Genomic DNA, 274 nt, shown 5'->3' on the forward strand with positions numbered 1-274 from the left:
CAAGTAGATCAAACACGATACCGCAAAAGCACCTGCAATGGCCCATAATGACAGATAAGCAATTGGGACGGTGCCCATCCAAAAGACGATGAACATAATCGCACCAAACGAAACACCACTCGTAATTCCAATGATGTCAGGTGATGCAAGCGGATTACGAATTAACCCTTGTAAAATGAGCCCCGATACCGCTAGGGCCGCCCCCACTAAGACAGCAAGCAGCGTTCTGGGGATTCTCAGCGTATTTAATACAAAGGTATTTCCCTCTCCCTGC

At 47.8% G+C, this 274-nt stretch carries 1 protein-coding gene; it reads right to left on the reverse strand.

The features are described from left to right. Positions 1-274, reverse strand: a 274-nt coding sequence (locus R0K30_RS21875) for an iron chelate uptake ABC transporter family permease subunit (RefSeq protein ID WP_410612932.1), incomplete at both ends; no start/stop codon positions are given.

The organism is Bacillus sp. SIMBA_154 (genome assembly GCF_046536015.1).
GTDB classification, from domain to species: Bacteria; Bacillota; Bacilli; order Bacillales; family Bacillaceae; genus Bacillus; species Bacillus pumilus_P.